At 69.9% G+C, this 1,627-nt stretch carries 2 protein-coding genes; one reads left to right on the top strand and one right to left on the bottom strand.

What is annotated here, in order from left to right; genetic code table 11:
* On the bottom strand, nucleotides 1-642 hold a 642-nt coding region (locus RWX45_RS05440), incomplete at its 3' end, for an exonuclease domain-containing protein (protein WP_316022750.1).
* A 224-nt stretch (nucleotides 643-866) separates the two neighbouring features.
* On the opposite strand from RWX45_RS05440, the gene RWX45_RS05435 reads away from it, so the two are divergent.
* Nucleotides 867-1,627 (top strand): lysophospholipid acyltransferase family protein (locus RWX45_RS05435; protein WP_316022749.1); only part of this gene is annotated, 761 nt, incomplete at its 3' end.

Genomic DNA, 1,627 nt, shown 5'->3' with positions numbered 1-1,627 from the left:
GGCGGCGGGAAGGCCGTCGGCGAGGCGGCTCTTGACGCGGCGGGAGGCGGGCACCGGGTCGCAGGCCGTTGCCAGGTCCTCCAGGTGCGTGACGCCCTGCGGTGCCAGCGCCTCCAGAGCGGCGTGAAGCACGTCCACGGTGGCCCGCGCGTCGTCGAGGGCACGGTGAGTGGGGCGGGTGGGGGACCCGACGAAGGCGGCGAGCGTGCCCAACTTGTGGTTGGGCACCTCGGTTCGGGCCCATGCCCGACGCGATATCGCCAGGGTGTCGAGCACGGTGGGCTCCTCCCAGGGCAGGCCGAGCGCCCGCGCCGCACCGCGCAGGTGGCCGACGTCGAAGCGGGCGTTATGGGCTACCGCGACGGTTCCCGGGCCGGCCAGCTGCGCCCACTCCAAGAAGGAGGTCAGTGCCCGATCGACCGGCGGGGCAGTGGCCACCATGGCGTTGGTGATGCCGGTCATGATGGTGATCTGGGCAGGGATGGCGGCCCCGGGATTAACGAGCGTGGAGAATTCCGAATCGACCACGCCGCCGCGCACCTTGACCGCGCCGATCTCGGTGATGGCATGCGCGCCGGGCCCGCCGCCGGTGGTCTCCAGGTCGACGACGACGAAGGTCACCTCGCTCAGCGTCGTGCCCATATCCGCGAATGCTGCCTGGACGGGCCGGGCAGGCTGGGGCGAAGGTGTCTCGTGCCACGCTCGGTCGGCATCGGAGCCGACAGGTGGTGGGGGCGAGAACGCGTGGGCAGGCACATTGCGAGGCTAGACTTCTCCTGGCAGCCGATCCAGCCGCGGACACGCCCGGCGGGCGTACCCGGACGGCCCGGCGACTCCCCGCCCGCCGACGCACAGGAGGTCCCACATTGGGGTACCGAGGTATTAAGGCCACCACGGGTCCGGCGCTGGAGATGCTTTACCAGCCCTGGATCCGCGGCGAGGAGAATATTCCCGCCGAAGGCGCCGCCATCCTGGCCTCCAACCATCTGGCGGTCATCGACTCCTTCTTCCTGCCGCTGCTCATCGACCGCGAGGTCGCCTTCATCGGCAAGTCCGACTATTTCACCGGCAAGGGCCTCAAGGGCTGGGCGGTCAAGACCTTCATGACCGCCGTCGGCACCATCCCCGTGGATCGCTCCGGCGGGAAGGCGTCCCAAGCCGCCCTCCAGGCCGGGATCGACCGGCTGCGCGCGGGCGAGCTGTTCGGCATCTATCCGGAGGGCACGCGCAGCCCCGACGGGCGCCTGTACCGAGGCAAGACCGGCGTGGCCCGTATTGCCCTGGCCACGGGCGCGCCCGTCATCCCGGTCGCCATGATCGGCTCGAACATCGCCCAGCCCATTGGCCAGGTCATTCCCTCGACCCGCCACCGCGTGGGCATCGTCATTGGCGAGCCCTTGGACTTCTCCCGCTACCAGGGGCTGGAGAACGACCGCTTCGTGCTGCGTTCCATCACCGACGAGATCATGTACGCACTCATGTCCCTGTCCGGGCAGGAGTACGTGGACCTGTACGCCGCAGACGTCAAGAAGGCCATGGACGCGGAGAAGAAGACCGCCGACGAGGTCGTCACCGAAATGCTCGAGGAGCTGGCCGCCAAACGGCCCGCCGCCCCGCCCATCGCGGC

This window comes from Actinomyces sp. MRS3W (assembly GCF_032465695.1).
In the GTDB taxonomy this organism is placed as follows: domain Bacteria; phylum Actinomycetota; class Actinomycetes; order Actinomycetales; family Actinomycetaceae; genus Actinomyces.
This window is presented reverse-complemented; position numbering and strand designations above follow the sequence as displayed.